This window comes from Variovorax sp., from assembly GCF_965279555.1.
Lineage (GTDB): Bacteria > Pseudomonadota > Gammaproteobacteria > Burkholderiales > Burkholderiaceae_C > Variovorax.
In genome coordinates this window covers 4108904-4131200 of record NZ_OZ257247.1, presented here as the reverse complement: position 1 = coordinate 4131200, position 22297 = coordinate 4108904, and the positions used below count along the sequence as shown (strand labels likewise).

The following is a 22297-nucleotide window of genomic DNA, read 5'->3' as shown; positions in this document are numbered from 1 at the left end:
CCGGCTGTGCAGCAGGGCCTTGGGCGCTTTCAGCCCGGCGATGCCGCCGCGGCCGCCACAGCCTCCACCCGGGCCTGGTGGATCGCCTCGCCGATCTTCGGGCCGGTGGCGCCCGCCTGCTGGGCGGCGCGCGCCACCACGTCGGTGGGCACGGCCGCCGCGATGGCCAGCACCGCCAGCAGCCTTGGGCGTTGCGGATAGGCCGTGTCCTCGAAGCCGAGCCGGCCGCGCGCGTCGCACTCGCAGGCCAGCAGCGCCTCGGCAAAGCGCGCGGGCTTGCGGAAGGCGTCGCAGCGCTCCAGCAGGCGCACCAGCTCCGCCGCATCGAGCGAGCCGCTGCCGTGGATGTGGCCGTGCTCGCGCGCCACCACCTCGGCCAGTTCGCGGATGTCCACTGGCACGCGCCAGCGTTCGCACACCTGCTGCAGCAACTCGACGCTGCGCTTCTCGTGGCCGGTGTGGCGCGGCAATACGTCGGCCGGCGTGGTGCCCTTGCCCAGGTCGTGCATCAGGCAGGCGAAGCGCACCGGCAGAGAAGCCTGCAGCCGCGCGGCGGTGTCGAGCACCATCATCAGGTGCACGCCGGTGTCGACCTCGGGGTGGTGCTCGGCACGCTGCGGCACGCCCCAGAGCCGGTCGACCTCGGGCAGCAGCACGGCCAGCGCGCCGCAGTCGCGCAGCACCTCGAACATGCGTGAAGGCCGTGTTTCCGCGAGGCCGCGAGACAGCTCCTGCCACACGCGCTCGGGCACCAGCGCATCGACCTCGCCGGCCGCCACCATCTCGCGCATCAGCGCCATGGTCTGGGGGGCGACGCCGAAGTCGTGGAAGCGCGCTGCGAAACGCGCCACGCGCAGGATGCGCACCGGGTCTTCGCGGAAGGCGTCGGTCACGTGGCGCAGCACCTTGTCGCGCAGGTCGCGCTGGCCGTGGAAGGGGTCGGCCAGCGTATCGGACGTGGGGTCGAAGCTGCCGTCGGCATTCACCAGTTCGGCGGGCAGCGCGATGGCGTTGACCGTCAGGTCGCGGCGCGCGAGGTCTTGTTCCAGCGTGACGTCGGGCGCGGCATGCACGGTGAAGCCGCGGTAGCCGGGCGCGCTCTTGCGCTCGGTGCGGGCCAGCGCGTATTCCTCGCGCGTTTCAGGGTGCAGGAACACCGGAAAGTCGCGCCCCACGGGCAGGTAGCCGCGGGCCACCATGGCTTCGGGCGTGGCGCCGACCACCAGCCAGTCGTGGTCGGACACCGGCCGGCCTAGCAGCCGGTCGCGCACCGCACCGCCAACGAGAAAAATTTTCATGAATGCAGTGTAGGGATACTCCGTACCTCAAAAATAGAACGGTCGTTCGATAATTTCCGGCGCGGAGCGGGCCACCATTCGTCCGGCGGGCAAATGTCAGCGGCGGCTACAAGCCGAGGCTGCGCTTCGCAGAGGGATTTCTCAATCAAAGGAGCTTTCACATCATGAAGAAAACAGTGTTTGCGTTGGCGGCTCTGGGCGCCCTGGCGTCCGGCAGCGCGATGGCGCAGCAGGCGGGCGACTGGGTCATCGGCACGGGCTGGTTTCACCTGTCGCCGCAGGATTCGAGCAAGCCGCTGACCGTGACCTCCCCGATCCCGGCGGTGCTGCCCGGCTCGGGTGCCAGCGTGAGCGACTCCGACACCCTGGGTTTCAATGCCACCTATTTCCTCGACAGCAACTGGGCCGTGGAAGGCGTTTTCGGCATACCGCCGAAGTTCAAGCTGAACGGCACCGGCACCCTGGCCCGCGTCGGCCAGCTGGGCGAGGCCCGCCAGTGGAGCCCGACCATCCTGGGCAAGTATTTCTTCAATGACGCCAACTCGGCGTTCCGTCCGTTCGTGGGCCTGGGCGCGACCTACGTCTGGTACAGCGACGTGAATCTCACGTCGAACCTGCAGGGCGCTCTGGCCCAGCAGTTCGGCGTGTCGCCCTTCGGCGTGAACACCACGGCCAAGCTCGACAGCAAGTTCGCGCCCGTGCTGAACGCCGGCGTGGCTTACCAGTTCGACAAGCACTGGGGCGTCTCGTTCTCGGTGTCGTACATCCCGCTGAAGACCACGGCCAAGCTGACGACCACCTCGATCACCGGCCTGCCGGTGGCCACGAGCCAGGCCAGCCTGAAGCTGAACCCGATCGTCACTTATTTAGCGGCCACCTACCGGTTCTGACCGCCATCCTCTGCGAGGACCTTACCGCCCCGTGCGGTAAGGCTCCTCGAACTGCAGGAAATCCTTCTCCGCCAGTCCGCCGTCGATCCAGGCCTTGACGCCCGGCAATGCCTGCACACGCTCGATGTAGGCCGTGATGTGCGGTGGCACCGGCAACCCGTAGGTCTTGATGCGCGTGCCGACGGGCGCGAAGTAGGCGTCGGCGATGCCGAACTCGCCGAACAGCATGGGGCCGCCATGTGCATCGAGCAGGCCGCTCCACATCTGCACGATGCGCGCGAGGTCGCTGGCGACCGTGGGCTCTTCCTTCATCAGCCGCGCGCCCACTTCGGGCAGCGAGGCTTCCAGATTCATTCCGCAATGGCCGCGCAAGCCGCCGAAGCCCGAGTGCATTTCGGCGCAGACGCTGCGGGCGCGTGCCCGGTCGGCCGCGTCGCGGGGCCACAGCTGCTTTTCAGGGAAGGTCTCGGCCAGGTACTCGGCGATGGCCAGCGTGTCCCAGATCGCCAGGTCGCCGTCGACCAGCACGGGCACCTTGGCCACCGGGTTGATGGCGGCGATGACGCTCTTGAACTTCGAATCGGCTTCGAAGGAGTCGAAGCGCACCATCACTTCCTCGAAGGGAATGCCGGCCTGCTTCATCAGCACCCAGGGCCGCATGGACCAGGACGAGTAGTTCTTGTTGCCGATGTAGAGCTTGCGCATGAGAGCCTCCCGGGCGTTGAGTGCAAAGTTTTAAATGCTAGCCGCGCGTCGCGGCGCGATTGATGACGAACGCGGCGCGAATTGATGCGCCGGCGCCTTCAGCGGCCGGGCGTGTCGTCGACCGAGGCAATCACGCGTGGCGCGGTGCTGTCCTTCGGGCCGACTGCACGCTCGATGAGCCCCACGAGGCGCGGCACCAGCGACAGCACCGCCAGCGCCAGCAGCGCGCTCAGCAGCGCGGTGGCTTCGCGCCCGAGGCCGCAGGCCATGCCGATGGCGGCCGTCATCCACAGCCCGGCGGCGGTGGTCAGGCCCTGCACGTGGCTCTCGTCCTTGCCTTGCTTGAGGATGGTGCCAGCGCACAGGAAGCCCACGCCCGCCACCAGCCCCTGGATCACCCGGCTCATGTCGGCCGGCACGATGCCGGTCTGCTGCGGTATCAGCACGAACATCGCCGAGCCGATGGCCACCAGCATGTGCGTGCGAACGCCGGCCGCCTTGCCCGCCTGCTCGCGCTCGAAGCCGAGCAGGAAGCCCAGCGCGGCGGCCAGCGTGAGGCGCAGCACGATGCGCGTGAGCTGCGCCACATCGGTCACGTCCGAGAATTCGGACACGATGGTGTCAAGGACCTCGTCGCGCCAGCTCATGCCGAGCGCCTCAAGGCAGGTCCTTGTTCGGTTCGGGCTCGGCGGCGTCGCGCGGGCCGACACGGCCCAGGCGCTCCTTCAGCGACTGCGGCCGGCCGCTGATGATGGCGGCGTAGTTGGTGGTGTTGGCCAGCACCTTCTTCACGTAGTCGCGCGTTTCGCTGAAGGGCACGTTCTCGGCCCAGATGGCGGCGTCGAGCACCGGGCCGTTGCGCCAGTTGCGCGGGCGGCCCGGGCCGGCGTTGTAGGCAGCGGCGGCCAGGGCCATGGAACCGTCGAAGTCGTCGAGCGCCAGCTTCAGGTAGTTGGTGCCGATGGTGATGTTGGTCTCGCGGTCGTTGATCTGGTTGGGCGAGAAGTCGGTCAGGCCGATCTTGCGGGCGGTCCAGCGCGCGGTGGCGGGCATGACCTGCATCAGGCCCGAAGCGCCGACGCCTGAGCGCGCATCCATGATGAAGCGGCTTTCCTGGCGGATCAGGCCGTAGACGTAGGCCGGGTCGAGGCCGATGTCCTGGCTCTTGCGCAGCACCGTGTCGTGGAAAGGCATGGGAAAGCGCTGATCGACGTCGACCACGCCCTTGGTGCGCTCGCTGGTGTTGATGCAGCGGTCCCACACCTCGCGCTGGCAGGCGAAGTCGGCCGCGGCCAGCAGGGCGCGGTCGTCCATGCCGCCCTTGTCGTGCAGGTTGGTGGCGTAGTTCCACTCGCGCGTGCCTTCGGGGCGCAGGCCGATCGCGATGGCATAGAGGCCGCGGGCCAGCGACGGGTTGGCACGCGCGGCGGCTTTTTCTTCAGGCGTGAGCGGGGCGGGGCGGGTGGGCACCATGGTGCGCTGGCCCAGTTCCTCGAGCGCCAGCATTTCGTAGAAGCCGCGCGAACCGGCAATGCTCTGGTAGAGCTCGCGGGCCTGGGCGCGGCGCTCTTCGCTGCCGCTGTTGGCCAGCGCGCGGGCCTTCCAGTAGACCCAGGTCGGGTCGAGCTGGGCGGTTTCGCTCATGGCGTTGATGGCGGGCGCCACGTCTTTCCACTGGCCGGCGCGCAAGGCGGAGCGCACCCGCCAGCCCAGCATGTCGTCGGACAGGTCGCTGTTCTTCGTGACGTTGGCGAAGTAGGCGCCGGCCTGTGGCGATAGCTTGGTCGCTGCCTGGCGGCCGATGGTGCCCCAGAGCCAGTTGCGCTCTTCGGCAGAGAGCATCGGGCCCCACTTGCCGTCGAGCTGCGATGCGGCCATGTCGGGATCGGCGATGGCCACCTTGATGAGCGCGAGCACCACCAGCTCCTTGCGCGACTTCGCGGCCACGAAGGCACGCCCGGCCAGGAACTTGGCGGAGCTGGCGTTCAGCTCCTCGAACAGCGGCAGCGCGTCGGGCGCGGCGATGGTGACCGCGCCGCGCGCGGCCTGCGGGCGATTGGCCTCGATGGCCAGGCGCGCCTTCTTCCAGGCGTCGGCCGGCGTCATCAGGCGGGCGGCGACCATGCGGTCGGCGGCGGTGAGGCAGCCGTCGTCGGCGTCTTTCTGTGCGAACCAGTTGCGGCGCACCTCGTCGGCCTGCGCCTGCGTGGCGGTGCCGCTGCGCAGCGTGTCGACCAGCGTGGCGTAGCAGCGCACCTGCGCGTCGTCGCCCATGCGGAAGCCGGCGATGGCGGCGGAGAAGTTGTCCCAGTCGCGGCGCTGGCCGGTGAGAAGCAGCCAGTCGTTGCGCAGGCGGTCTTCCTGGTAGGTGCCGGCGTAGCGCGCGAAGAAGTCCTGCACTTCGTTGGGCGAGGCTTCCTGCAGGCGCGCCTTGAGTTCCCAGTAGGCGGCCCAAGGTTCCAGTGCATGCCCGCGGGCCTGCGGCAGCAGGGCCGACAGGCGGGCCTTGTCGCCGCGCTGGAAGGCCTGCTTCATCTGGATGAGCACGTCGTCGTTGGTGTTGTTCTGGGCGGCGGCGGGTTGCTGCGAGAGCAACGCGGCGAGGGCCAGGACAGCGGAAAAAACGAGTGCGGGAGTTGCGCCGCGCGGGCGGCGGCGCTTGGATGCCAAAATGCTTGGGAACTGCATCGGGGGATTATGGACAAGTCAAAGGATGCCGACACCTCGGCGACCGCGAGTTTTCTTAAGGATCAGCTGCGAAAAGCACTGATCGAGCAGCGACTGGCAATGCCCGACCGCTTGGCGCGCGCCGATCTCCTGCAGCGCGTGATGCGGATCTGGCTGGTCGGCCGGCCCGACACCGTGATCGGCGCCTACTGGCCGATCAAGGGCGAATTCGATCCGCTGCCCGCTCTGCACCGCTGGAAGGAGGACGGTGAGCTCATGGAAGAGCCGCAGCGCCGCCGCATCGGACTGCCGGTGATCGACAAAGTTCACAAGACCCTGACCTTCCATGCCTGGTACCCGGGCTGCCAGATGGAAGAAGACGCCTACGGCATCCCCAAGCCCAAGGACACCGAGCTGATCGTGCCGACCCTGCTATTCGTGCCCTGCGTGGGCTACAGCGCCGGCGGCTACCGGCTGGGCTACGGCGGCGGCTTCTACGACCGCACGCTGGCGGCGCTGGAGCCGCGGCCGTTCACTGTGGGGCTGGGCTTCACTCACGGCTTCCTGGACGACTTCGAGCCCGAGGCGCACGACCTGCCGCTGGACGCCATCCTGAACGACAACGGCGTGGTCTGGCCGACCAGCTGAGCCCCCGGCTCAGTCGAGGTTGTCCACCGTGTCCGGGTCGGGCACCTCGCCGATGGTTTCGCGCGTGGTGATGGCCTGCAACTGCAGCCAGTCCCAGAAGGCCTTGATCTCGGGCCGCAGCGCGTTGCGCGGGCCGGCGATGAGCCAGTAGGCCATCGGCGAGTCCATGCGGTGCTGCGGCAGCACCTCGACCAGGTCGCCGTTGGCCAGGCTTTCCGCGATCAGCGAGCTGCGCGCCAGCGTCACGCCCTGGCCGGTGAGCGCGGCCTGCACCATCTGGTAGGCGTAATTGAAATAGAGCCAGCGCTTGGGCTGGGCGCGTTCCTGGCCGTTCACCTCGAACCAGCGGCGCCAGGTCAGCCACTCGAGGTGGGTGCGGTGGGCGTCGCCGGCCTCGATCAGCGTGAAGCGGGTGATGTCGGCGGGCGTCTTGATGGGCGGGCTGCTCTTCAGCAGCCAGGGGCTGGCCACCGGCGTCAGCGTTTCGCCGAACAGGCGCACCGCGCCGGCCGGCATGACCTCGCGCGGGCCGTAGCGCAGCGCGATGTCGACGTCTGCCACTTCGAGGTCGACCGCCACGTCGCTGGCGTCGATGCGGATGTCGATTTCGGGGTTGTCGCGCTGGAAGGCTTCCAGCCGGGGAATCAGCCACATCGACGCGAACGAGGCAAAGGTGGTCAGCGACACGCTCTTGCGCCCCGCGCTCTGCCTTATTTGACGCACAGCCATGTCGATGCGCGGCAGCGACTGCTGCACCGCCAGCAGCAGCTGCGCGCCGGCGCTGGTGAGCTCCACCGCCCGGGTGTGGCGCAGGAACAGCGCCACGCCCACTTCTTCTTCCAGCGACTGGATCTGCCGGCTGACGGCCGACTGGGTGAGCGCCATTTCCTCGGCGGCGGCGCGGAAATTCAGGTGGCGGGCGACGGCCTCGAAGGCGCGCAGATGCCCGGCCGAGATCGGCCGGGAGCGCAAGTGGGTTTGCGAATGTTGCATGGGTATGACTTCGAGCGGCAATCTGGCGGGCAGATGCATTGATGCGAAACGGGCATCAGTAGGCTACCTCCTTTTCATTGGACTGCCAACGGCCCAGGAACGATCATTCATTCCCGAACTGCGCAATTGCCTTCTGTCTGTCAAGCGCTTCGGCAAAGCCCAGGAGTCCTCATCATGTCCACCGCCGTCTGCACCACCGAATCGCTCTCGTCCCTGTCCGTTCCCGCCCGCACCGCCGCTGCCGCAGTGCCGCCAGCCGTGCGCCGTGGCGCCTGGCAGATCGCCCCCGGCGAGGCGATGAGCCTGAAGGCGCGTTCGACCAGCGTGCTGCGGGTCAAGCAGGGCCGCGTGTGGATCACCCCCGACGCCACGCTCGCCAACCCCAGCGAAGACCTGGTGCTCGCACCCGGTGAGTCACTCACGGTGGCGGCGGGCCAGCGCATCGTCATGGAAGCGTGGGACGGCTACGGCGCGACCTACAGCTGGGACAACGCCTGATCCTCGGCCAACCCTGCGCTGGCGAGAGGCGGCTTCGGCCGCCTTTTTCTTTGGCGCCTCAGCCGTTGATGTCGAAGCTGGGCCGCAGTGCCAGGAAATGCAGCAGGGCGGTTTCGCCCTCCAGGGCGTGCACACCCGACATCAGGTGCGGCCCCTCGCTTTCCGCCAGGCCCAGCCCGAAGCCGGTGTAGCGCCGGTTGCGCAGGGCGCCCTCGTAGGCGATGCGGACGTCGATGTGGCGCGGGTCGCGTTCGATCCGCCGCATCAGCGCCTCGACCGCCTCGCGCGGCCCCTCCAGGTGCTGGCAGAACCGCAAGCCGTCGAAAACCAGCAGTCCGGTGATGCCCCGCTCGGCGTTGCGTGCGCGCGCCTGGGCCACGATGGCGCCCACCGGCGGGGGCGCAAATTCCTGCACGAGAGTGCTGCAGTAGAGGATTTCGTAGAGTGGCTGGTCTTGCGTCATGCGTCTTCAGGAGAAAGCGCTGCGGAGTCTAGTGACGCGAAAGACGCTCCGAAATGTCAAAAGACACAGCCGGACGGCCTATAGTAAAGCGTGAAATTCGAGGACTACCCCGCCGCCGCAGCGCCCCCTCAAGGCATCAATCCATGCGACCAGTGCGCGTTGCGCCAGCTCGACGCCTTTCTTCCGGCCTCCGAGGAAGAACTCAAGACCATCCAGTCGTTCCGCGTCGGCGCCCGGCGCGTGGAGGCCGGCAACTCGATCATCGAGGAGCACCGGCCCAGCTCGCAGCTCTTCACTCTCTATTCGGGCTGGGCCTTTCGCTACAAGACGCTGAGCGACGGCCGGCGGCAGATCCTGAGCTTTCTCCTGCCCGGTGACTTCATCGGCCTGCAGGACGAGTTTGCCGACGGCCAGACGCACGGCGTCGAGGCCGTCACCGACGTCACGCTGTGCGCCTTCTCGCGCGACCGGCTCTGGGGCCTGTTCCACGCCCAGCCCAAGCTCGGCTACGACATCACCTGGCTCGCCGCGCGCGAGGAAAAGATGGTGGACGACAACCTCGTCACCTCCGGCCGGCGCAACGCCGGCGAGCGCGTGGCGATGCTGCTGATGCACCTGTACCGCCGCGCCGAGCGGGTGGGCATGGTGCGCGACGGCTGGGTCGAGTTTCCGTTCAACCAGCAGCACATCGCAGATGCGCTGGGGCTGTCGCTCGTGCACACCAACAAGACGATGCGGCGGCTGCAGCGGCTCGGGTTCTACAAGATCGACACCGGCTGGCTGCGCATCATGGAGCCGCACGCGCTGGAGACGCTGGGCGACTATTTCGAGCGGCCGATGCGGCCTACGCCGCTGATCTGAACTGGACCGGGTGCTTCAGCGCGCCGCCACCAGCTGCCGCAGATCGTCCTGGTAGGCCTGCAGCCGGCGCACCGCCTGCGCGCGCTGGCTGGCGGTAGTGCCGTTGTGCAGCGCGGCTGTGTTGCGGCAGCCTTCCTCCAGCAGCGCCTGCTGCTGGTCGCGCCAGGGGCCGGGCGGCGGCGCGGCGACGCGCTGGATATAGGCATGCAGCGCGGCGCGCGCCTCGGCCGCAGAAGGCTTGTCGGCGACAAAGCCGCGCAGCAGCAACAGCGCTTCCTGCTGGCGCTGGCGGCGCTCGGCGTCCGCCAGCCGCGGGTCGAACACCGACTGCGCGACCTGCTGTCTCAGCAGCTCGCGCTGCTCGGTGCTCAGGCGGCCGTAGAAGTCCTCGGTGCGGTCGAGGAACTGGTCGTAGCGCTTTTCCTGCACCTGGGCCGGCGTGCGGTCGAGCCATTCCTTGCGATAGGTGGCGTTGTTCTTGGCGTATTTGCGTTCCAGCTGCTGCAGCTGGGCGGCGGTCAGGCTCAGCGCAAGCTGGGCGCCGGCGGTTTCCGCCCGGTCGGCCACGGCCAGCAGGCGCTCGCGGATGCGATCGGCCATGGCGCAGACCTGCGCCGGCGTCACCTCGCCGGGCGCCAGTGCCTGTGCTTCCTGCAGCAGCGAGGCGATGCGCGGCAGCTCGTTCTGGCGGTGCCAGTCCAGCAACTGGGCGAGTTCGTCGCGCACCTTCGGGGCCTGCTCGTTGTCGAAATCCAGGTAGCCGTCCAGCCACCAGTAGCTCACGGTGGGCAGGTTGTTGTAGGCCAGCCGGATGGCGCTGCAGGCCCCCAGCGCGGCGGCCAGGAGCAGCACGCCGATAATCCGCGCCATTGCCGCGCAACGAAATCGGGAAGAAAAACGCATGAATCAGACTCCGCAACAGCACACGCCGGGACCGGTGGACATCGTCATCATGGCCGCCGGCAAGGGCACGCGCATGAAGAGCAAGCTGCCCAAAGTGTTGCATCGATTGGCCGGCCACGCACTGCTGGCGCATGTGACGGACACCGCCGGGCGCATCGGCGCGCGCGACGTGGTGGTGGTCACGGGCCATGGCGCCGCCGAGGTCGAGGCGGCCATGGCCGGCGGCATTGCCGGCGCCACGCTGCGCTTCGCGCGCCAGGAGCCGCAGCTGGGCACGGGCCACGCGGTGCTGCAGGCGGCGCCGCTGCTGCCCGACGACGGCACGGTGGTCGTGCTTTCGGGCGACGTGCCGCTCATCGGCGAGGACACGCTGCGCGCGCTGGTCGCGGCCAGCGCAGGCGGCAAGCTGGCGCTGCTGACGATCGAATTCGATGACCCCACCGGCTACGGCCGCGTGATCCGTTCGGCCGCCGCCGGCGACGTGACCGCCGTGGTCGAGCACAAGGACGCCACCGAGGCCCAGCGCGCCGTGCGCGAGATCTACAGCGGCGTGATGGCCGTGCCGGCACGCCTGCTCAAGGGCTGGCTCGCGCGGCTGGACAACAAGAACGCCCAGGGCGAGTACTACCTGACCGACGTGGTGAAGCTCGCGGCCGCCGACGGCGTGCCCGTGGTCGCGCACATCACCACCGACGCGCTGCAGGTGGCCGGCATCAACAGCCCGGCCCAACTCGCGGCGCTGGAGCGCGCCTGGCAGCTGCGCCAGGCCAATGCGCTGATGGAGCAGGGCGTGCGCCTGGCCGACCCCGCGCGCTTCGACCTGCGCGGCACGCTCGACTGCGCCGGCGACGTGGAGATCGACGTCAACTGCGTGTTCGAAGGCGCGGTGTCGCTGGGCGAGGGCGTGCGCATCGGTGCCAACTGCGTCATTGCCAATGCGCGCATCGAGGCCGGCGCAGTGATCCATCCATTCACGCATATCGAAGGCGAGAAGGCCGGCGTGACCGTGGGCGCGGGCGCGCTCATCGGCCCGTTCGCGCGGCTGCGGCCGGGCGCGCAACTGGGCGCGGAGGTGCACATCGGCAACTTCGTCGAGGTCAAGAACTCGACGCTGGCCGCCGGCGCCAAGGCCAACCACCTGGCCTACCTGGGCGACGCCACCGTGGGCGAGCGCGTCAATTACGGGGCGGGCTCCATCACCGCCAACTACGACGGCGCCAACAAGCACCGCACCGTGATCGGCGACGACGTGCACGTGGGCAGCAACTGCGTGCTGGTCGCGCCCATCACCCTGGGAGCGGGCGGCACCATCGGCGGCGGCTCGACCATCAACAAGTCGACCGAGCCTGGGGCGCTGACCGTCTCGCGCGCCAAGCAGGTCAGCTTTGCGAACTGGAAGCGCCCCAAAAAATAGGCTCGCCCCCAGGCTGCGCGCACTTCGTGTCGCTTCGCCAACCCCCTACCGGGGGCAACACCTGCGGCCCGGCAAAGCCGGTTCCGCGGTGTTTCGCGAAGGGACCGGGCGTCACGCCAGCGGCAAACGGGGCTCGAACTTGGCGCGCTTGAGGCTGAAGAAGGCCTTGACGTTGCGCACGTTCGCATCGGCCGTGAACAGGCGCTGCGCGAGCGCGCCGTAGTCCGGCATGTCGCGCGCCGCGACGATCAGCACGAAGTCGGGGCCGGGCGACACGCGCCAGCACTGCTGCACGGCGTCGTCGGCGATCACGCGCGTCTCGAAAGCGTCCAGCGAGCCGGCGTCCTGCCGGTCCAGCGAAATTTCCACCACCGCCTGCAGCCCGTGCCCCAGCACCGTGGCCAGCCGGTCGGGCGACAGCAGCGCGACCTGGCGCTCGATGAGGCCTTCTTCACGAAGCCGCTGCACGCGTCGCAGGCAGGTGGGCGGGGAAATGCCGACGTCGGCGGCCAGCCGCTGGTTGGTCTGCGAGGCGTCGCGCTGGAGGGCGTCCAGCAGGCGCAGGTCGGTTGAATCCAGGGTGATTGATTCCATATTCAAGTGAATTATGGAATAAATATCCAAATATGGAAAAACAAGAAATAAAAGTCCGAAATGAAATGAATTTCGAATGCATATTTCTTCAATGCCTTCCTACCATCGAGCCTCTTCTTCATTCAAAGGCAGATCACCATGTGCGGCATCGTCGGGGCAGCGTCCCATCGCAACATCGTTCCGGTCCTGGTCCAGGGCCTTCAGCGGCTCGAGTACCGCGGCTATGACTCGTGCGGCGTGGCGGTGCATGCCGGCGGCCTGACGCGGGCGCGCACCACCTCGCGCGTGGCCGACCTCGTGGCGCAGGTGCGCGACGAGAAGGTCGAAGGCCTCACCGGCATCGCCCACACGCGCTGGGCCACCCACGGCGCGCCGGTCGTGCACAACGCCCATCCGCACTTCAGCCACGGCCCCGGCGCCGGTGCGCAGGGCGCACGCCCGGGCCGCATCGCGCTGGTGCACAACGGCATCATCGAGAACCACGAGCCGCTGCGCGCCGCGCTCGAAGCCAAGGGCTATGTGTTCGAGAGCCAGACCGACACCGAGGTCATCGCCCACCTGGTCGACAGCCTCTACGACGGCGACCTGTTCGAAGCCGTCAAGGCCACGGTGCTGCAGCTGCACGGCGCCTACGCCATCGCCGTGATCTGCCGCGACGAGCCGCACCGCGTGGTCGGCGCGCGCGCGGGCTCGCCGCTGATCCTGGGCGCCGGCAAGGACGGCGCGGAGAACTTCCTCGCGAGCGACGCCATGGCCCTGGCCGGCGTGACCGACCAGATCGTGTACCTGGAAGAAGGCGACGTGGTCGACGTGCAGCCGGGCAAGTACTGGATCGTCGACAGGAACCACAAGCCGGTGACCCGCCAGGTGCGCACCGTGCACGCCCACAGCGGCGCGGCCGAACTGGGCCCGTACCGCCACTACATGCAGAAGGAAATCTTCGAGCAGCCGCGCGCCATCGGCGACACGCTCGAGGGCGTGGAAGGCATCGTGCCCGAGCTGTTCGACGGCATCGGGCAGGACGGCGCCACGGGCGCCAGCGCGCACCGCGTGTTCCAGGACATCGACAAGATCCTCATCCTCGCCTGCGGCACCAGCTACTACAGCGGCTGCACCGCCAAGTACTGGCTGGAGAGCATCGCGAAGATCTCCACGCAGGTCGAGATCGCGAGCGAGTACCGCTACCGCGACTCCGTGCCCGACCCGAAGACGCTGGTCGTCACCATCAGCCAGTCGGGCGAGACCGCCGACACCCTGGCCGCGCTGAAGCATGCGCGCTCGCTGGGCATGGAGCAGACGCTGACCATCTGCAACGTCGCCACCAGCGCGATGGTGCGCGAGTGCAAGCTGGCGTACATCACGCGCGCCGGCGTGGAAATCGGCGTGGCGTCGACCAAGGCCTTCACCACGCAGCTGGCGGGCCTGTTCCTGCTGACGCTCGCCATCGCGCAGAGCAAGGGCCGCCTGAGCGAAGCCGACGAGGCACGCTACCTGAAGGAAATGCGGCACCTGCCCGTCGCGCTGCAGTCGGTGCTGGCGCTGGAGCCGCAGATCATCGGCTGGGCCGAAGACTTCGCGCGCAAGGACCACGCGCTGTTCCTGGGCCGCGGGCTGCACTATCCGATCGCGCTCGAAGGCGCGCTCAAGCTCAAGGAAGTGACCTACATCCACGCCGAGGCCTATGCCGCCGGCGAGCTCAAGCACGGCCCGCTCGCGCTGGTGACGAGCGAAATGCCCGTGGTGGCCGTGGCGCCCAACGACGCGCTGCTCGAAAAGCTCAAGAGCAACCTGCAGGAAGTGCGCGCACGCGGCGGCGTGCTCTACGTGCTGGCCGACGGCGACACGAAGATCACCAGCAGCGAAGGGCTGCACGTGATCCGCATGCCCGAGCACTACGGCGCGCTCTCGCCGATCCTGCACGTGGTGCCGCTGCAGCTGCTGGCGTATCACACGGCGGGTGCGCGGGGCACCGACGTGGACAAGCCGCGCAACCTCGCGAAGAGCGTGACGGTGGAGTGAGGCCAGCGGCTGCGGTGCCGTCGCGGCGGGCCGTCAGAACTTCGCCTGCAGTCCCGCCACAACTTGCCGGCCCAGGCCGGGCAGCACCGTCAGGTTGTTCCACGAAGCGACGTAGAAGGTCTTGTCGAACAGGTTGTTGACATCGAGGGTGACCCGAACGCGCGGATTGATCTGCCAGTAGGCAGTCAGGCGCACGGTGGTGTAGGCAGGCAGCCGGTAGGTGTCGGTGGCGTTGCCGGTGCGCTCGCCCACATGCACCAGGCCGCCGCCGATGCCGTAGCGGCCGTCGAGCAGCCTGTCCTCGCGGATGGCGAACAGGCCGCCGCTGACGCGCGGGATGTTGGCCAGCCTGCGCCCGAGCATGGCCGGGTTGTTGTCGCGGGTGACTTCGGTGTCGGTATAGGCCAGGTTCCCGGTAAGGCGCCAGTGCGCGTCCAGCTGGCCGGCAACGTCGGCCTCGATGCCGCGGCTGCGCGCCTGGCCGGCGGCTACGTTGAAGTTGGGGTTGGTCGGGCTGCGGGTGAGCACGTTGCTCTTGCGGATGTCGAACACCGCCATCGTTGCGGTCAGCCGCTCGTCGGCCGACAGCCATTTGGCGCCGGCTTCCAGCGCGCGGCCCGATTGCGGCGCGAACGCGTTGCCGTTCTCGTCTCCGCCAGAGTTGGGCCTGAAGGACTTGCCGGCGCTGGCATAGAAGGACAGCCGGTCGCTCACGAGATAGGTGATGCCCACGCGCGGCGAAGTGGCCGAATGGCTCTGGGCGGCGGACTTGCGTGCCAGCAGGTCGTCGTAGTTCTGGTGGAAGCGGTCGAAGCGCACGCCGGCCAGCAGCTTCCATTGCGCCGACAGGTCGATCTGGTCTTGCACGAAGACGCCGGTGGCGCGCTGGTCGTCGCGTGTGTTGAACAGGGGCGAGAGCGGTGCCGTGCGGGCCTGGCCGTAGAGCGGCTGGTAGATATCGATCGCATATGGCGCCGTGGCCACGCTCGAATAGTCGCCGTACTGACCCATGAAGAGCCGCCAGGACTCCACCCCCGCCAGCAGCGTGTGGCCGATGCCGCCGGTACTGAACTTGCCCTCGACTTCGGCCTGCACCGACGTGTCGCGCGACGGCAGGCTGCGCCAGCTGTCCCGCCGGTTGAGGGTGCGGCCGTCGGCCCTCAGCGTGCTGTTGAGGTCGACCGCGTCGCCGAAGTAACGGGTCTCGCGGTAGGACGTGCCGACCCGGGCCCGCCAGCCCTGGCCCAGTTCGCGGTCAACCGTCAGTTGATGGGTGTCGCCCTCGATGTGCATGTTGTCCCGGTCGGGCTCGCCCAGGAAGCGGTCGCGCGGAAGGACGCCGACATTGCCGTTGATCTGGATCAGGCCGCGGTCGAGCGGCGCGCGGATGCGCACGAGTTCGGCCTCGTACTGCACCACCGTGCGGCTGTCGGGTGTCCAGGTCAGCGCCGGTGCCAGTACCTGCTTGCGGCTGTCGATCAACCCGCTGCGGCTGGCGCCGTCCTCCGCCACCGCGTTGAGCCGATAGGCAAAGCTGCTGCCCAGCGGGCCGGTGGTGTCCAGCGTCGTGCGCCGGAAGCCCAGCGTGCCGACCTCCACGCCGACGGTGTGCGCGGCGGTGAATTGTGGCTTCTTTGTCACGACGTTGATGGTTCCGCCGGGTTCGCTGCTGCCGTAGAGCGCCGCGGCCGGGCCTTTGAGGAATTCGACGCGTTCGACGCTCGCCACGTCGCGCTGCGGTCCGTAGCCCCGGCCCGAGGGAAAGCCGTTGAGCAGCGAGCCGCCTTCCGTGTTGCTGAAGCCCCGGATTGCGAAGTTGTCCCAGGTGCCGCCGAAGTCGTTGAGCCGCGCGATGCCGCTGACGTAGTCGATGGTGTCGCCCAGCCGCGTCGCGCCCAGGTCATCGATCAACTGGCGCGGCACGACCCGCACCGCCTGCGGCACTTCGATCAGCGGGGTCTCGGTGCGCGTCGCGGCGGTGCCGCCGCGAGGGCCTGCATAGCCGGAAGCCGCGCCCTCCGACTGGTCGTGGATCTCGGTCGTCTTGAGCGTGTTGGCGGAGCCGGCATCCGGCGCCTGCTGCGCGAGCAGGTCGGTGGCAGGGGCCAGCGCGAGCAGGGCGGCAAAAGCGCGCGCGAAAGGAAGAGGAGAAGAAGAGGTTGGAAAAATCACGAGAAAAGTTGCGCTGTAAGAGGGCCGATGGCCGGGCGACGGAAGATGCCCGGGTCGCGACGTCGAAACCACGCCGCGAAGGCCGTGATGATAATGAATCTCATTTGTGAATTCCTGTTATCAAGACAACTTGGTCGGCAACTGCAACGAGCCGGTGGCGCTGCGCGTGGTGCGTTGAAAGACAATCGGCTCGTGATGCCCGCCGAAGAAAAGAACCTGCCCTCCGCGGATGCCACCGTCGCCGTGCCGCGCCCGTTGCCATTGGCCGCCCGCTGGCTGTTGCTGGCGTTTGCCGCGCTGTGCCTCGTGCTGGCCGTCATCGGCGTGATCGTGCCGGGCATGCCGACGACGGTGTTCGTGCTGATGGCCGCATGGGCCGCCGCGCGCAGCTCGCCCCGCCTGCATCGCTGGCTGCTGGAGCATCGGCTGTTCGGCCCCATCCTGCGCAACTGGGAAAACGGCCGCACCGTGAGCCGCCGCGCCAAGTGGAGCGCCACCGCGGCGATGGCGTTCTGTGCCGTCGTCATCGCGCTCACCGCGCACAAGCCGTGGCTGGCGGGGCTCGGCATCGGCTCGATGGCCGTCGTGCTCGCATGGCTGTGGCGGCGGCCGGAGCCGGATGCCTGATGGCGATGGCCGCTCCACAATGCGGCCTTCGTCCCAGGAGATTGAATAGTGAAGCCACAACCCATCGAGTACGCCGCCGCCTCCGACGACGTCAAGGCCGTGTTCGACGACATCAAGACATCGCGCAATGTGCCCGACGTCAACAACTTCTGGAAGTACCTCGCCAACGACCCCGCCACGCTCAAGCGCACCTGGGGCAGCCTCAAGGAGGTGATGGCGCCCGGCGCGCTCGACCCGGTGGTCAAGGAAATGGTCTACCTCGCGGTGAGCGTCACCAACAACTGCGGCTATTGCATCGCCAGCCATCATGCAGGCGCGGCCAAGGCCGGCATGACGCCGCAGATGTTCGCCGAGCTGATGGCCGTGGTCGGCATGGCCAACGAGACCAACCGGCTGGTCAACGGCTACCGCGTGCCGATCGATCCGGCGTTCGACAAGTAGCGATCGGTCGGCCGGCCGGCGGCACTCAGCCGATGGTCATCAGGCTCGCGTTCCCGCCCGCTGCCGCGGTGTTGACGCTGAGCGCGCGCTCCACCACCAGGCTTTCGAGCGGAATGTCCGCATCGCCCGGCGCGAAGGCGCGCACGCCGACGATGGGGCCGGGGCGCGCGGCAATGCGCTGCATCGCATCGGCCAGGCCGCTTTCGTCGCCGTGGTGCAGCGCGGCGTCGAAGGCCACGGTCGGTGAAGACCAGTCGCTGGCGATGGCCACGCTTTGCCGCACTTCGGCGGGCAGCGACGCACGCAAGGCCTGCGTGTCGGCATCGGCCGGCCAGATGGCGGTGCTGCCCACCGACAGCACGGCCGCCAGTTGCGCCAGCCGGTCGGCCTCCGTGCCGGCCAGGCAAAGCACCGCCTCGCGGGGCAGCAGCGTGTAGACGTTGCGCTCGCCGGTCGGGCCGGCCAGCGTGCGTGAATCGCCGGCGCGCGACAGCGATGCAAAGCGTGCGCACTGCACGGCCAGCGCGTCGCGTCCGTTGTCCCGCGCCCAGCGGGCCAGCGCCGACAGCCCTGCGTTCGGCACCGCCTCGGAAGCGCCGTCGCCATCCATCGCCCGCGCCATCGCATCGTCGGGCCGCTTCGACAGCATGCGCAGCATGTACAGCGGCCCGCCCGCCTTCGGCCCCGTGCCCGACAGCCCTTCGCCGCCGAAGGGCTGCACGCCCACCACAGCGCCCACGATGTTGCGGTTGACGTACACGTTGCCCGCCTTGGCGTCCTGCACGATCTGCGCGATGGTCTCGTCGATGCGCGTGTGCACCCCCAGCGTCAGGCCGTAGCCCGTGCCGTTGATCTGCCCGACCAGCGCGCCAAGGTCGCGCCGGCGGTAGCGCACCAGGTGCAGCACCGGGCCGAACACTTCGCGCTGCAGTTCCGAAATGCTGTCGAGCTCGATCAGCGTGGGCATCACGAAGGTGCCTTGGCGCGTGTCCTGCCCATGCTCGCGGCCCTGGCGGTAGACCTTGTGGCCGCGCGAGCGCATGGCCGCGATGTGGCGCTCGATGCCGTCGCGCGCCTCCGCGTCGATCACCGGGCCCACGTCCACTGCCAGCCATGCGGGGTTGCCGATGCAGGCCTCGGCCATGGCGCCTTCGAGCATCTCGACGAGCCGGTCGGCCGCCTCTTCCTGCACGCACAGCACGCGCAGCGCGGAGCAGCGCTGGCCGGCGCTGTCGAAGGCGGAGGCCATCACGTCGGTGACGACCTGCTCCACCAGCGCGGAGGAGTCCACGATCATCGCGTTCTGCCCGCCCGTCTCGGCGATCAGCGGCACCGGCGCGCCGTGGGCACCGAGGCGCTGCGACAGCGTCTTCTGCAGGATGCGCGCGACCTCGGTCGAGCCGGTGAACATCACGCCCTGCACGCGCGCATCGGCGACCAGGCTGGCGCCCACCGTCTCGCCGCGTCCTGGCAGCAGTTGCACCGCGGCGCGCGGCACGCCGGCCTGCCACAGCGCGCGCACCGCCTCGGCGGCGACCAGCGGCGTTTGCTCGGCCGGCTTGGCGAGCACCGGGTTGCCCGCCGCGAGCGCGGCGGCCACCTGGCCGGTGAAGATCGCGAGCGGAAAATTCCATGGGCTGATGCAGACCATCGGGCCGAGCGCGCGGTGGGTGTCGTTCGAAAAATCGCTCCTGGCCTGCGCCGCGTAGAAGCGCAAGAAGTCCACCGCCTCGCGCACTTCGGCGATGGCGTTGGCATAGGTCTTTCCAGCCTCGCGCGCCAGCAGGCCGAGCAGGCGCGGCATTTGTTCTTCGAGCAGGTCGGCGGCGCGATCGAGCATGGCGGCGCGTTCGGCGGGCGGCGTGGCGGCCCATGCTGCGGCAATGCCGGCGGCTTGCGAGACGGCCGATTCGACATCGGCCGATGTGGCCTCCCGCACCTGCCCGACCACATCGCGATGGTCGGCCGGGTTCAGCACATCGGCCGGTTCGCTTTGCGTGTCGGCGCCCACCGCCAGCATCGGCTCGGCATGCCAGCCTTCATGCGCGGTGGCCCGCAGGGTCTGGCCCAGCAGGCGCAGGCTGTCGTCGTTCGCAAGATCGAGCCCGCGCGAGTTGCGGCGCTGCGTGCCGTACAGCGCCGCAGGCAGCGCGATGGCTGGATGCGGCAGCCCCACGGTGCCTTCCTGCGCGGCCATGTGTTCCACCGTTGCCACCGGGTCTTCCACCAGAGCTTCGAGCGAAATCGTCGGGTCGGCGATGCGGTTCACGAACGAGGTGTTCGCGCCGTTCTCCAGCAGGCGGCGCACCAGGTAGGCCAGCAGCGTCTCGTGCGTGCCCACGGGCGCATAGATGCGGCATGGCCGTCCGAGCGGGCCGACTACCTGCTCGTACAGCGGCTCGCCCATGCCGTGCAGGCACTGGAACTCGTACTGCCCCGGCTGGTAGCGCGACGGATCGGCCATCGTGTAGATGGCGGCCAGCGTGTGGGCGTTGTGCGTGGCGAACTGCGGGTACACCGCCTCCGGCGCGGCGAGCAGCCTGCGCGCGCAGGCGAGGTAAGACACATCGGTGTAGGCCTTGCGCGTGTAGACCGGGTAGCCGTCGAGCCCGTCGATCTGCGCGCGCTTGATCTCGCTGTCCCAGTAGGCGCCCTTCACCAGCCGCACCATCAGCCGGTGGCGGCTGCGGCGCGCGAGGTCGATCACGTAGTCGATCACGAAGGGGCAGCGCTTCTGGTACGCCTGGATCACGAAGCCGATGCCGTTCCAGCCCGCGAGCGCCGGCTCGAAGCACAGGCGCTCCAGCAGGTCGAGCGACAGCTCCAGCCGGTCGGCTTCCTCGGCGTCGATGTTCAGGCCGATGTCGTAGCGCTGCGCCAGCAGCGTCAGTTCGCGCAGCACCGGGTACAGCTCGGCCATCACGCGCGCGTGCTGCGCGCGGCTGTAGCGCGGGTGCAGCGCCGACAGCTTGATCGAGATGCCCGGGCCTTCATACACGCCGCGCGCATTCGAGGCCTTGCCGATCGCGTGAATCGCCTCTTCATACGCCAGCTTGTAGCGCCTGGCGTCTTCCATGGTGAGCGCGGCCTCGCCGAGCATGTCGTACGAATAGCGAAAGCCCTGCGCCTCCAGCTCGCGCGCATTGCCCAGCGCCTGCCCGATGGTTTCTCCGGTGACGAACTGCTCGCCCATCATGCGCATCGCCATGTCCACGCCCTTGCGGATCAACGGCTCGCCGCCCTTGCCGATCAGGCGCGTGAGCACGGCCGACAGGCCGGTCTCGCTGTGCGTGGCCACCAGCTTGCCGGTCAGCAGCAGGCCCCAGGTGGCGGCGTTGACGAACACCGACGGGCTGCGGCCCGCATGCGTCTGCCACTGGCCGTGGGCGATCTTGTCGCGGATCAGCGCGTTGCGCGTTTCGGCATCGGGAATGCGCAGCAGCGCTTCGGCCAGGCACATGAGCGCCACGCCTTCCTGGGACGACAGCGCGTATTCCTGCAGCAGCCCCTGCACGAGGCCGGCGCGGCCGCTCGCGTTCTTGCGCGAGCGCAGTTGCTGCGCGATGCGATGCGCCAGCGCATGCGCCTCTTCGGCCTGCCCGCGCGGCAGTCGGGCCTGTTCGAGGAGCGGCGGCAGCGCCTCGGGTTCGGCGCGGCGCCATGCCGCGGTGATCTGCTCGCGCAGCGGCGAAGGCCCGGGCGGCAGCGCGTCGGCGAATGCCGCGAACGAGGAGGGCAGGGGGTCGGAGTCGGTGGTGGTGCTCATGTGCGGCTCATGCTGGAGATATGTTGGATGATCTGCGCCTCATTGCCGAATTTGTGTTCGAAGAATTGTGCTTTGGCAGAGTAAATCGCTAGGTTGGGTCGGCCAGAGGCAGTCAGGTTCGCAGATGGCGGCAGGCAGAGAATCCGCGCTCCATCCTTGCAGTCTCGCGAACATGCCCAGCTACAGAAGGCTCTTTCTTTTCCTCGCGGCCGTGTGCCTGCCGGCGTGCTGGCCGGCATATGCGGCAGCAGCCGACTTCTCCGTCTGCACGTTTTCGGCGGCTGCGGACTGCCTGCGCAGCTTCACGCCGGCCGGTGCCGCAGGTGCACTGCACTACTACGCCTCGCTCGATCCCGATGCCCCGGCCGCGACGGCCGCAACTGCCACCGCAGCCGGGCCGACGAAGGCGCTCATCGCCATGCACGGCCATTCGCGCGATGCCAACAAGACCTTCGAGGCAACGCTGCGCACCGTCCGCAACGCCGGCACGCTGGGCGACACGCTGGTGATCGCGCCGCTCTTCCAGGTGCCCGCCGACAAAGCCGCGGCAGGCCGCTGCAACACGCCGGGCCTGCCCGCACCGCAGTCCGGCGACCTGTTGTGGACCTGCGGCTCCTGGCTCGAAGGCGGTCGTTCGGCATCGGGCAGCCGCATCGGCTCGTTCGCGGTCATGGACGCTCTCGTGGCCGAGTTGGTGCAGCGCTGGCCGGGCTTGCGCACCATCACCATCGCCGGCTTCTCGGCGGGCGGGCAGTTCGTGCAGCGCTATGCCGCCTTCGCGCAGATCGGCGGCACAGCGGGCACGTTGGGCAAGGTGGCCGTCCGCTACGTGGTTGCCGACCCGAGCACGTGGCTCTATTTCGACCCGGTGCGCCCGCAGTTCGCAACCGACGGCACGTCGGTCGCGGGATTCGCGGTGCCCGATGCCACCGCATGCCCCGAGATGAACCGCTGGAAGTACGGCACCGACGACCTGCCCGCGCACCTTGGGCGCAGCGCGGAGCAGGCGCGCCGGCAGTATGCGGAAGCCGACATCAGCTACCTTGAAGGCGCGCTCGACAGCAACGACGCCAAGGGCACGGCCTATCGCGTTCTCGACCGGTCCTGCGCGGCGCTCGCGCAAGGCTCGTTCCGCCTGCAGCGTGGCCTCGCCTATGCGCAGTACGACCGCGCGGTGCTCGCGCCCGGCAAGCAGCGCCAAGTTGTGGTCGTGCCGGGCTGCGCGCACGACGTGGCCTGCGTCTTTCCCTCGGAGGCCGCGCGCGCCGCATTGATCGGCCCTTCCCGGTGAGGGCGAACTGCCGGGAGGCTTGACGTAAATTCCCTCATGATGGATAT

The 22297-nt window shown here is 68.8% G+C and carries 19 protein-coding genes; 9 read left to right on the top strand and 10 right to left on the bottom strand.

The genetic code is table 11. The features are described from left to right. Nucleotides 1–29: 29 nt before the first annotated feature. A complete protein-coding gene (locus tag ACQY8B_RS19455; protein ID WP_422088207.1) occupies nucleotides 30–1298 on the bottom strand; it encodes a multifunctional CCA addition/repair protein in 1269 nt (422 codons plus the stop codon). Nucleotides 1299–1462: 164 nt separating this feature from the next. Here ACQY8B_RS19455 and ACQY8B_RS19450 point away from each other — a divergent pair, with 164 nt between their 5' ends. Beyond that, entirely contained in the window at nucleotides 1463–2188 is a 726-nt protein-coding gene (locus ACQY8B_RS19450) for an OmpW/AlkL family protein (protein WP_422088206.1), read from the top strand. A 21-nt stretch (nucleotides 2189–2209) separates the two neighbouring features. Here ACQY8B_RS19450 and ACQY8B_RS19445 read toward each other — a convergent pair whose 3' ends face one another. From ACQY8B_RS19445 to ACQY8B_RS19435, 3 genes are all read right to left on the bottom strand, one after another. Continuing rightward, nucleotides 2210–2893, bottom strand: a complete 684-nt coding sequence (locus ACQY8B_RS19445) for a glutathione S-transferase family protein (RefSeq protein WP_422088205.1) — start codon at nucleotides 2891–2893, stop codon at nucleotides 2210–2212. Between the two features lie 98 nt (nucleotides 2894–2991). After that, nucleotides 2992–3540 (bottom strand): MgtC/SapB family protein, encoded by a 549-nt coding sequence (locus ACQY8B_RS19440; RefSeq protein WP_422088204.1) that lies wholly within the window; start codon nucleotides 3538–3540, stop codon nucleotides 2992–2994. Between the two features lie 10 nt (nucleotides 3541–3550). Further along, nucleotides 3551–5581, bottom strand: coding sequence for a transglycosylase SLT domain-containing protein (locus tag ACQY8B_RS19435; RefSeq protein WP_422088203.1), 2031 nt, complete (start codon nucleotides 5579–5581; stop codon nucleotides 3551–3553). A gap of 9 nt (nucleotides 5582–5590) precedes the next feature. Between ACQY8B_RS19435 and ACQY8B_RS19430 the strand changes: the two genes are divergently transcribed. Then, nucleotides 5591–6208, top strand: coding sequence for a 5-formyltetrahydrofolate cyclo-ligase (locus ACQY8B_RS19430; RefSeq protein ID WP_081265672.1), 618 nt, complete (start codon nucleotides 5591–5593; stop codon nucleotides 6206–6208). A gap of 9 nt (nucleotides 6209–6217) precedes the next feature. Here ACQY8B_RS19430 and ACQY8B_RS19425 read toward each other — a convergent pair whose 3' ends face one another. Continuing rightward, on the bottom strand, nucleotides 6218–7201 hold the full coding sequence (locus ACQY8B_RS19425) for a LysR substrate-binding domain-containing protein (protein WP_422088202.1): 984 nt from the start codon (nucleotides 7199–7201) through the stop codon (nucleotides 6218–6220). A 174-nt stretch (nucleotides 7202–7375) separates the two neighbouring features. On the opposite strand from ACQY8B_RS19425, the gene ACQY8B_RS19420 reads away from it, so the two are divergent. Then, the gene (locus ACQY8B_RS19420; protein ID WP_422088201.1) at nucleotides 7376–7699 is read left to right on the top strand and encodes a DUF2917 domain-containing protein; all 324 of its coding nucleotides are present in this window, start codon (nucleotides 7376–7378) and stop codon (nucleotides 7697–7699) included. A 58-nt stretch (nucleotides 7700–7757) separates the two neighbouring features. On the opposite strand, the gene ACQY8B_RS19415 is transcribed toward ACQY8B_RS19420, so the two are convergent. Next, complete coding sequence (locus ACQY8B_RS19415; RefSeq protein ID WP_422088200.1) at nucleotides 7758–8162, bottom strand: BLUF domain-containing protein; 405 nt, start codon at nucleotides 8160–8162, stop codon at nucleotides 7758–7760. 90 nt (nucleotides 8163–8252) lie between these two features. Here ACQY8B_RS19415 and ACQY8B_RS19410 point away from each other — a divergent pair, with 90 nt between their 5' ends. Continuing rightward, nucleotides 8253–9023, top strand: coding sequence for a Crp/Fnr family transcriptional regulator (locus ACQY8B_RS19410; RefSeq protein ID WP_422088199.1), 771 nt, complete (start codon nucleotides 8253–8255; stop codon nucleotides 9021–9023). A gap of 15 nt (nucleotides 9024–9038) precedes the next feature. Here ACQY8B_RS19410 and ACQY8B_RS19405 read toward each other — a convergent pair whose 3' ends face one another. Continuing rightward, nucleotides 9039–9893, bottom strand: coding sequence for a DUF6279 family lipoprotein (locus ACQY8B_RS19405; RefSeq protein ID WP_428744980.1), 855 nt, complete (start codon nucleotides 9891–9893; stop codon nucleotides 9039–9041). 31 nt (nucleotides 9894–9924) lie between these two features. Here ACQY8B_RS19405 and glmU point away from each other — a divergent pair, with 31 nt between their 5' ends. Continuing rightward, nucleotides 9925–11340 carry a bifunctional UDP-N-acetylglucosamine diphosphorylase/glucosamine-1-phosphate N-acetyltransferase GlmU gene (gene glmU, locus ACQY8B_RS19400; RefSeq protein WP_422088197.1) on the top strand — a complete coding sequence of 472 codons (1416 nt, stop codon included), beginning with the start codon at nucleotides 9925–9927 and terminating at the stop codon, nucleotides 11338–11340. A gap of 111 nt (nucleotides 11341–11451) precedes the next feature. Here the strand turns inward: glmU and ACQY8B_RS19395 are convergent, their stop codons facing one another. Beyond that, complete coding sequence (locus ACQY8B_RS19395; protein ID WP_422088196.1) at nucleotides 11452–11934, bottom strand: Lrp/AsnC family transcriptional regulator; 483 nt, start codon at nucleotides 11932–11934, stop codon at nucleotides 11452–11454. A gap of 138 nt (nucleotides 11935–12072) precedes the next feature. On the opposite strand from ACQY8B_RS19395, the gene glmS reads away from it, so the two are divergent. Next, complete coding sequence (glmS, locus tag ACQY8B_RS19390; protein WP_422088195.1) at nucleotides 12073–13953, top strand: glutamine--fructose-6-phosphate transaminase (isomerizing); 1881 nt, start codon at nucleotides 12073–12075, stop codon at nucleotides 13951–13953. Between the two features lie 33 nt (nucleotides 13954–13986). Here glmS and ACQY8B_RS19385 read toward each other — a convergent pair whose 3' ends face one another. Next, nucleotides 13987–16125 (bottom strand): TonB-dependent siderophore receptor, encoded by a 2139-nt coding sequence (locus tag ACQY8B_RS19385; RefSeq protein ID WP_422088194.1) that lies wholly within the window; start codon nucleotides 16123–16125, stop codon nucleotides 13987–13989. A gap of 195 nt (nucleotides 16126–16320) precedes the next feature. Between ACQY8B_RS19385 and ACQY8B_RS19380 the strand changes: the two genes are divergently transcribed. Beyond that, nucleotides 16321–16752 (top strand): YbaN family protein, encoded by a 432-nt coding sequence (locus ACQY8B_RS19380; RefSeq protein WP_422088193.1) that lies wholly within the window; start codon nucleotides 16321–16323, stop codon nucleotides 16750–16752. A 48-nt stretch (nucleotides 16753–16800) separates the two neighbouring features. Next, a complete protein-coding gene (locus tag ACQY8B_RS19375) occupies nucleotides 16801–17193 on the top strand; it encodes a carboxymuconolactone decarboxylase family protein (protein WP_422088192.1) in 393 nt (130 codons plus the stop codon). Between the two features lie 25 nt (nucleotides 17194–17218). On the opposite strand, the gene putA is transcribed toward ACQY8B_RS19375, so the two are convergent. Continuing rightward, nucleotides 17219–20959 (bottom strand): trifunctional transcriptional regulator/proline dehydrogenase/L-glutamate gamma-semialdehyde dehydrogenase, encoded by a 3741-nt coding sequence (gene putA / locus ACQY8B_RS19370; RefSeq protein ID WP_422088191.1) that lies wholly within the window; start codon nucleotides 20957–20959, stop codon nucleotides 17219–17221. A gap of 172 nt (nucleotides 20960–21131) precedes the next feature. Between putA and ACQY8B_RS19365 the strand changes: the two genes are divergently transcribed. Beyond that, complete coding sequence (locus ACQY8B_RS19365; protein WP_422088190.1) at nucleotides 21132–22250, top strand: hypothetical protein; 1119 nt, start codon at nucleotides 21132–21134, stop codon at nucleotides 22248–22250. Nucleotides 22251–22297 lie beyond the last annotated feature (47 nt).

What these genes read in the sequence shown, in the direction of transcription:
- ACQY8B_RS19455 (WP_422088207.1), bottom strand. Translation starts at nt 1,298, where the DNA reads ATGAAAATTTTTCTCGTTGGCGGTGCGGTGCGCGACCGGCTGCTAGGC.
- ACQY8B_RS19450 (WP_422088206.1), top strand. Translation starts at nt 1,463, where the DNA reads ATGAAGAAAACAGTGTTTGCGTTGGCGGCTCTGGGCGCCCTGGCGTCC.
- ACQY8B_RS19445 (WP_422088205.1), bottom strand. Translation starts at nt 2,893, where the DNA reads ATGCGCAAGCTCTACATCGGCAACAAGAACTACTCGTCCTGGTCCATG.
- ACQY8B_RS19440 (WP_422088204.1), bottom strand. Translation starts at nt 3,540, where the DNA reads ATGAGCTGGCGCGACGAGGTCCTTGACACCATCGTGTCCGAATTCTCG.
- ACQY8B_RS19435 (WP_422088203.1), bottom strand. Translation starts at nt 5,581, where the DNA reads ATGCAGTTCCCAAGCATTTTGGCATCCAAGCGCCGCCGCCCGCGCGGC.
- ACQY8B_RS19430 (WP_081265672.1), top strand. Translation starts at nt 5,591, where the DNA reads ATGGACAAGTCAAAGGATGCCGACACCTCGGCGACCGCGAGTTTTCTT.
- ACQY8B_RS19425 (WP_422088202.1), bottom strand. Translation starts at nt 7,201, where the DNA reads ATGCAACATTCGCAAACCCACTTGCGCTCCCGGCCGATCTCGGCCGGG.
- ACQY8B_RS19420 (WP_422088201.1), top strand. Translation starts at nt 7,376, where the DNA reads ATGTCCACCGCCGTCTGCACCACCGAATCGCTCTCGTCCCTGTCCGTT.
- ACQY8B_RS19415 (WP_422088200.1), bottom strand. Translation starts at nt 8,162, where the DNA reads ATGACGCAAGACCAGCCACTCTACGAAATCCTCTACTGCAGCACTCTC.
- ACQY8B_RS19405 (WP_428744980.1), bottom strand. Translation starts at nt 9,893, where the DNA reads ATGGCGCGGATTATCGGCGTGCTGCTCCTGGCCGCCGCGCTGGGGGCC.
- glmU (WP_422088197.1), top strand. Translation starts at nt 9,925, where the DNA reads ATGAATCAGACTCCGCAACAGCACACGCCGGGACCGGTGGACATCGTC.
- ACQY8B_RS19395 (WP_422088196.1), bottom strand. Translation starts at nt 11,934, where the DNA reads ATGGAATCAATCACCCTGGATTCAACCGACCTGCGCCTGCTGGACGCC.
- glmS (WP_422088195.1), top strand. Translation starts at nt 12,073, where the DNA reads ATGTGCGGCATCGTCGGGGCAGCGTCCCATCGCAACATCGTTCCGGTC.
- ACQY8B_RS19380 (WP_422088193.1), top strand. Translation starts at nt 16,321, where the DNA reads ATGCCCGCCGAAGAAAAGAACCTGCCCTCCGCGGATGCCACCGTCGCC.
- putA (WP_422088191.1), bottom strand. Translation starts at nt 20,959, where the DNA reads ATGAGCACCACCACCGACTCCGACCCCCTGCCCTCCTCGTTCGCGGCA.
- ACQY8B_RS19365 (WP_422088190.1), top strand. Translation starts at nt 21,132, where the DNA reads ATGCCCAGCTACAGAAGGCTCTTTCTTTTCCTCGCGGCCGTGTGCCTG.